The organism is Streptomyces sparsus, assembly GCF_054776295.1.
Genome location: NZ_BAAHCA010000170.1, coordinates 1 through 7,380, shown reverse-complemented (window position 1 = coordinate 7,380; position 7,380 = coordinate 1). Strand labels below are relative to the sequence as shown.

The window sequence follows — 7,380 nt, the reverse complement described above, 5'->3', positions numbered from 1 at the left end:
CCGGCCGGGGCTGCCGGTGCGCCGGACGATCGCGGGAAACCGCAGGTCAGGCGAGTGAGTTCGGCCTTCCTTGCTGGCGGCGTGCGAGCCGCGGGGCGTAGGTTCGACATGTACGGCCGGTCGGCAGCCACGTCCCGGCCGCGCGGCCGAGGCGAAGGGAGGTCGACCGGATGTCCACACCGCCACACGGTTCCGCTCCCGGCACACCCTCACCGGCGGAGGGTGCGGCAGCGGCCGCCCCGCACCGGGCCGACCACCGTCACCGCGACGTCAACGGGGGCTGGCTGCGCCCGACGGTGTTCGGCGCGATGGACGGCCTGGTCTCCAACACGGCCCTCATCGCCGGAGTCGCGGGCGGCGCCGTCGCCCCGCAGACCCTGGTACTCACCGGACTGGCCGGACTGGCGGCCGGAGCGTTCTCGATGGCCGCGGGGGAGTACACCTCGGTGGCCTCGCAGCGGGAGCTGGTCCAGGCGGAGCTGGAGGTGGAGCGCCGGGAGCTGGCAGGGGACCCGGCGGGCGAGCAGCGGGAGCTGGCCGCCCGCTTCGAGTCCCGCGGTGTGGAGCCGGGGGTCGCCGCCGCGGTGGCGGAGCAGTTGTCGAGGGATCCGGCCCAGGCGCTGGAGATCCATGCCAGGGACGAGCTGGGCGTCGCTCCCGGGGACCTGCCCTCGCCGCTGCTGGCGGCGGGTTCGTCGTTCGCCGCCTTCGCGGGCGGCGCGCTGCTGCCGCTGGTGCCCTATCTGCTGGGGTCCACTGTGCTCTGGCCGGCGCTGGTGCTGGCGCTGCTCGGCCTCTTCCTGTGCGGCGCGGCCGTGTCGAAGGTCACCGCCCGTTCGTGGTGGTACAGCGGGCTCCGGCAGTTCATCCTGGGAGGCGCGGCCGCCGCACTGACCTACGGGCTGGGCTCGGTGCTGGGTTCCGCGATCGGCTGACCGCACGCGGTGACGGCTGTTACCGGAGGGTTTCAGTTCGGTTGCCACGGGGCAGAAGCGATAAGCGCTATGGGCAACGACGCCCGTCAGCCGTTCGGGTGCCTTACGGCATTGCCTCCGTACCCACCCTTTTCCCGTCGCCGGACCCTGCCGGGCGTCCGCATGGTGGACTCAAGTATCCACTTCTCGGGAAGCTACCCATCATGTAACCTGCACGAAAATTTTTGATCTGCAGAGGGCCAACGTCGTCCCTCGGCACTTGCACCTTGCCACGACGACGACGGGAGAGCCGATGCGTGCAGCGTCTATGGCGGCCCACCCTGCCAAGCAGGGGTTGTACGACCCCCGGAACGAACACGACGCCTGTGGCGTCGGCTTCGTGGCCACTCTGACCGGTGAGCCGAGCCACCTGCTCGTGGAGCAGGCCCTCACCGTGCTGCGCAACCTGGAGCACCGCGGCGCCACCGGCTCCGAGCCGGACTCCGGCGACGGCGCGGGCATCCTGCTGCAGGTCCCCGACGCCTTCCTGCGCGAGTCGGTCTCCTTCGAGCTCCCCGAGGCGGGCGGCTACGCCGTCGGTATCGGTTTCCTCCCGGCGGACGAGACGGAGAACGCCGAAGCCGTATCGAAGATCGAGACGCTGGCCGCCGAGGAGGGCCTGCGCGTCCTGGGCTGGCGTGACGTCCCCGTCGCCCCGGAGCTGCTGGGCAACGGCGCTCGCGCCACGATGCCCGCCTTCCGTCAGCTGTTCGTCGCCGACACGGCCGAGGGCGCCGCCGCGCGCACCGGCATCGAACTGGACCGCATCGCCTTCGTGCTGCGCAAGCGCGCCGAACGCGAGGCCGCCACCTACTTCCCCTCGCTGTCGGCGAGGACCCTCGTCTACAAGGGCATGCTCACCACCGGTCAGCTCGAACCCTTCTTCCCCGACCTGTCGGACCGCCGCCTCGCCAGCGCCGTGGCGCTCGTGCACTCGCGTTTCTCCACCAACACGTTCCCCAGCTGGCCGCTGGCACACCCCTACCGTTTCGTCGCCCACAACGGTGAGATCAACACCGTCAAGGGCAACCGGAACTGGATGCGGGCCCGCGAGTCGCAGCTCGCCACCGAGCTGTTCGGCAGTGGCGATTTGGAGCGGATCTTCCCGATCTGCACCCCCGACGCCTCCGACTCGGCGTCCTTCGACGAGGTGCTGGAGCTGCTCCACCTGGGCGGCCGGTCCCTGCCGCACTCGGTGCTGATGATGGTCCCCGAGGCGTGGGAGAACCACGACTCGATGGACCCGGCCCGCCGCGCCTTCTACCAGTACCACTCCATGATGATGGAGCCCTGGGACGGCCCGGCCTGCGTGACCTTCACGGACGGCGTCCAGGTCGGCGCGGTCCTCGACCGCAACGGTCTGCGCCCCGGCCGCTACTGGGTGACCGACGACGGCCTGGTCGTGCTCGGGTCCGAGGTCGGCGTGCTCGACATCGACCCGGCCAAGGTCGTCCGCAAGGGCCGGCTCCAGCCCGGTCGGATGTTCCTCGTGGACACCGCCGAGCACCGCATCATCGAGGACGACGAGATCAAGTCCGCGCTCGCCGCCGAGCTGCCCTACCAGGACTGGCTCAACGCCGGCCTCACCGAGCTCGCCGAGCTGCCCGAGCGTGAGCACATCGTGCACACCCACGCCTCCGTCACCCGCCGCCAGCAGACCTTCGGCTACACCGAGGAGGAGCTGCGCATCCTCGTCGCGCCGATGGCCAGGACAGGCGGCGAGCCGATCGGCTCGATGGGCACCGACTCGCCCATCGCCGCCCTCTCGGAGCGCCCGCGGCTGCTGTTCGACTACTTCACGCAGCTGTTCGCGCAGGTCACCAACCCGCCGCTGGACGCCATCCGCGAGGAGCTCGTCACCTCCCTGCACTCCTCGCTCGGCCCGCAGGGCAACCTGCTCCAGCCGACGGCCGCGGCCTGCCGCAGTGTGAACCTGCCGTTCCCGGTGATCGACAACGACGAGCTGGCCAAGCTCATCCACATCAACGCCGACGGCGACCGGCCGGGCATGACGTCCGCCACCCTCTCCGGGCTGTACCGGGTGAGCGGCGGCGGTGCCGCGCTCGCCGCCCGGATCGACGAGATCTGCACCGAGGTGGACGCCGCCATCGCCGGCGGCGCCCGCATGATCGTGCTGTCCGACCGGCACTCCGACGCCGAGCACGCGCCGATCCCCTCGCTGCTGCTCACGTCCGCCGTGCACCACCACCTCATCCGCACCAAGCAGCGCAGCCAGGTCGGTCTGCTGGTGGAGGCCGGTGACGTCCGCGAGGTCCACCACGTCGCGCTGCTCATCGGCTACGGCGCCGCCGCGGTCAACCCGTACCTGGCGATGGAGTCCGTCGAGGACCTCGTCCGGGCCGGCACCTTCCTGCCCGCGGACACCGACCCGGACGCCGCGATCAGGAACCTGATCAAGGCACTCGGCAAGGGCGTGCTGAAGGTGATGTCCAAGATGGGCATCTCCACCGTGGCGTCCTACCGCGGCGCGCAGGTCTTCGAGGCGGTCGGCCTGGAGGAGTCCTTCGTGGACACCTACTTCCACGGCACCACCACCAAGATCGGCGGCGCGGGCCTCGACGTCGTCGCCAAGGAGGTCGCGGCCCGGCACGCCAAGGCCTACCCGGCCACCGGCATCGCCTCGGCACACCGCGACCTGGAGATCGGCGGCGAGTACCAGTGGCGCCGCGAGGGCGAACCGCACCTGTTCGACCCGGACACGGTGTTCCGCCTCCAGCACTCCACCCGCGAGCGCCGCTACGACATCTTCAAGCAGTACACCGGGCGGGTCGACGAGCAGTCGCAGCGGCTGATGACGCTGCGCGGCCTGTTCCAGTTCAAGGACGGCGAGCGGCAGCCGATCCCGATCGACGAGGTCGAGCCGGTCTCCGAGATCGTCAAGCGGTTCTCCACCGGCGCGATGAGCTACGGCTCCATCTCGCAGGAGGCGCACGAGACGCTCGCCATCGCCATGAACCAGCTGGGCGGCAAGTCCAACACCGGCGAGGGCGGCGAGGACCCGGAGCGGCTCTACGACCCGGCCCGCAGGTCGTCCATCAAGCAGGTGGCGTCCGGCCGGTTCGGCGTGACCAGCGAGTACCTGGTGAACGCCGACGACATCCAGATCAAGATGGCGCAGGGCGCCAAGCCCGGTGAGGGCGGCCAGCTGCCCGGCCACAAGGTCTACCCCTGGGTCGCCAGGACCCGGCACTCCACGCCGGGCGTCGGCCTCATCTCACCGCCGCCGCACCACGACATCTACTCCATCGAGGACCTCGCCCAGCTCATCCACGACCTGAAGAACGCCAACCCCAAGGCGCGCATCCACGTCAAGCTGGTGTCCGAGGTCGGCGTCGGCACCGTCGCCGCCGGCGTCTCCAAGGCGCACGCCGACGTGGTGCTCATCTCCGGGCACGACGGCGGCACCGGCGCCTCCCCGCTGACCTCGCTCAAGCACGCGGGCGGCCCCTGGGAGCTGGGCCTCGCCGAGACCCAGCAGACGCTGCTGCTCAACGGCCTGCGGGACCGCATCGTCGTGCAGACCGACGGCCAGCTCAAGACCGGCCGGGACGTGATCATCGCGGCGCTGCTCGGCGCCGAGGAGTTCGGTTTCGCGACCGCGCCGCTGGTCGTCTCCGGCTGCGTCATGATGCGCGTCTGCCACCTGGACACCTGCCCGGTCGGCATCGCCACCCAGAACCCGGTGCTGCGCGAGCGCTACAACGGCAAGGCCGAGCACGTGGTGAACTTCTTCGAGTTCGTCGCCGAGGAGGTCCGCGAGCTGCTCGCCGAGCTGGGTTTCCGCACGCTGGACGAGGCCATCGGCCGCGTCGAGCTGCTCGACACCTCCCGCGCGGTCGACCACTGGAAGGCCCAGGGCCTCGACCTGGCCCCGCTGCTGCACCTTCCGGAGCTGCCCGAGGGCGCGGTCCGGCACCAGGTGGTGGAGCAGGACCACGGCCTCACCAAGGCGCTCGACAACCAGCTGATCAAGCTGGCGGCGGACGCGCTCGCCGCGGACACCGTCGAGGACGCCCGCCCGGTCCGCGCCCAGGTGGCCATCCGCAACATCAACCGGACCGTCGGCACCATGCTGGGCCACGAGGTGACCCGGAAGTTCGGCGGCGCCGGACTTCCGGACGACACCATCGACATCACCTTCACCGGCTCCGCGGGCCAGTCGTTCGGCGCGTTCGTGCCGCGCGGCGTGACCCTGCGGCTGGAGGGCGACGCCAACGACTACGTCGGCAAGGGCCTCTCCGGCGGCCGGATCGTGGTCCGCCCGGACCGGGCCGCCGACCACCTCGCCGAGTACTCCACCATCGCCGGCAACACCCTCGCCTACGGCGCCACCGGCGGGGAGATGTTCCTGCGCGGCCGGGTCGGCGAGCGGTTCTGCGTCCGCAACTCCGGCGCGACCGTCGTCTCCGAAGGCGTCGGCGACCACGGTTGCGAGTACATGACGGGCGGCCGGGCAGTGGTGCTCGGTGAGACGGGGCGCAACTTCGCCGCGGGCATGTCGGGCGGCATCGCCTACGTCATCGACCTCGACCCCGACAACGTCAACCGGGAGCTGGTACCGGCCGTCGGCAAGCTGGACGCCGACGACCAGCAGTGGCTGCACGACGCCGTGCGCCGCCACCACGAGGAGACCGGCTCCACCGTGGCCCAGGCCCTGCTCGCTGACTGGGGCGCGGCACTGCCGCGCTTCAGCAAGGTCGTGCCGGCCACCTACCAGGCAGTGCTCGCCGCCAAGGACGCCGCCGAGCGAGCGGGACTCAGCGAGTCCGAGACCCACGAGAAGATGATGGAGGCGGCGATCAATGGCTGACCCCAAGGGCTTCCTGACCACCGGCCGCGAGGTCGCGCCGACGCGACCGGTCGAAGAGCGGGTCAAGGACTGGAACGAGGTCTACGTCCCCGGCGCGCTGCTGCCGATCATCAGCAAGCAGGCCGGGCGCTGCATGGACTGCGGCATCCCGTTCTGCCACAACGGGTGCCCGCTGGGCAATCTCATCCCGGAGTGGAACGACTACGCCTACCGCGAGGACTGGCAGGCCGCCAGCGAGCGGCTGCACGCCACGAACAACTTCCCCGAGTTCACCGGGCGGCTGTGCCCGGCGCCGTGCGAGTCGGCGTGCGTGCTGGGCATCAACCAGCCCGCGGTGACCATCAAGAACGTCGAGGTCACCATCATCGACAAGGCGTGGGACGCCGGGGACGTCACGCCGCAGCCGCCGGAGCGGCTGTCCGGCAAGACGGTCGCGGTGATCGGCTCCGGCCCCGCCGGACTGGCCGCCGCCCAGCAGCTCACCCGGGCCGGCCACACCGTCGCCGTCTACGAACGCGCGGACCGGGTCGGCGGCCTGCTGCGCTACGGCATTCCCGAGTTCAAGATGGAGAAGCGGCACATCAACCGCCGCATCGAGCAGATGCGCGCGGAGGGCACCAAGTTCCGCACCGGTGTGGAGATCGGCCGGGACGTCGACGCGGCGAAGCTGCGCAAGCGCTACGACGCCGTGGTCATCGCCGCGGGCTCCACCACCGCCCGCGACCTGCCGGTCCCCGGGCGGGAGCTGAACGGCGTGATGCAGGCGATGGAGTACCTGCCGCTGGCCAACAAGGTGCAGGAGGGCGACTTCGTGACGTCGCCGGTCTCCGCCGAGGGCAAGCACGTCGTGGTCATCGGCGGCGGCGACACCGGCGCCGACTGCGTGGGCACCGCCCACCGCCAGGGCGCCGCGTCCGTCACCCAGTTGGAGATCATGCCGCGGCCGGGCGAGGAGCGGGCCGCCAACCAGCCGTGGCCGACGTTCCCGATGCTGTACAAGGTCACCTCGGCGCACGAGGAGGGCGGCGAGCGGGTCTACTCCGTCTCCACCACCCACTTCGAGGGCGACGAGGACGGCAACGTCCAGTGGCTGCACCTGGTCGAGGTCGAGTTCTCCGGCGGCAAGCTGGAGCAGAAGCCCGGCACCGAGCGCCGCATCCCGGCCCAACTGGTGACGCTCGCGATGGGCTTCACCGGCATCGACCGCGAGAACGGCCTGGTGGAGCAGTTCGGGCTCGGCCTGGACGAGCGCGGCAACGTCGCCCGCGACGCCGACTACGCGACCAACGTCGACGGTGTGTTCGTCGCCGGTGACGCCGGTCGCGGCCAGTCGCTGATCGTCTGGGCGATCGCCGAGGGCCGCTCCGCAGCCCGCGGTGTCGACCGCTACCTGACGGGCGCCAGCCTGCTGCCCGCCCCCGTCAAGCCGACGGACCGCGCGCTGACGGTCTGACGGCCGCGAAAGGCCACGGTGTTCCGGCGGCGCACGCCGCCGGGGCCCGTCCCGAATGTCCCGTACAACGGCGTGCGGACAACGCCGCGGTGTTCGCCCTCACCCCCGACCGAGGGCGGGCA

3 protein-coding genes are annotated in these 7,380 nt (G+C 71.2%); all 3 read left to right on the top strand.

All coding sequences use genetic code 11. The features are described from left to right. Nucleotides 1–170: 170 nt before the first annotated feature. The 3 genes from ACYVE9_RS11040 (at nt 171) to ACYVE9_RS11030 (ending at nt 7,258) form a co-directional block, all read left to right on the top strand. On the top strand, nt 171–935 hold the full coding sequence (locus ACYVE9_RS11040) for a VIT1/CCC1 transporter family protein (RefSeq protein ID WP_461027601.1): 765 nt from the start codon (nt 171–173) through the stop codon (nt 933–935). A gap of 307 nt (nt 936–1,242) precedes the next feature. Beyond that, the gene (gltB, locus tag ACYVE9_RS11035) at nt 1,243–5,805 is read left to right on the top strand and encodes a glutamate synthase large subunit (protein WP_461027602.1); all 4,563 of its coding nucleotides are present in this window, start codon (nt 1,243–1,245) and stop codon (nt 5,803–5,805) included. Then, complete coding sequence (locus ACYVE9_RS11030; protein WP_461027600.1) at nt 5,798–7,258, top strand: glutamate synthase subunit beta; 1,461 nt, start codon at nt 5,798–5,800, stop codon at nt 7,256–7,258. Before gltB ends, ACYVE9_RS11030 begins: the two co-directional genes overlap by 8 nt. The last annotated feature ends 122 nt before the right edge of the window (nt 7,259–7,380 follow it).

Coding starts and splice junctions, on each gene's coding strand:
- ACYVE9_RS11040 (WP_461027601.1), top strand. CDS start 171: ATGTCCACACCGCCACACGGTTCCGCTCCCGGCACACCCTCACCGGCG.
- gltB (WP_461027602.1), top strand. CDS start 1,243: ATGGCGGCCCACCCTGCCAAGCAGGGGTTGTACGACCCCCGGAACGAA.
- ACYVE9_RS11030 (WP_461027600.1), top strand. CDS start 5,798: ATGGCTGACCCCAAGGGCTTCCTGACCACCGGCCGCGAGGTCGCGCCG.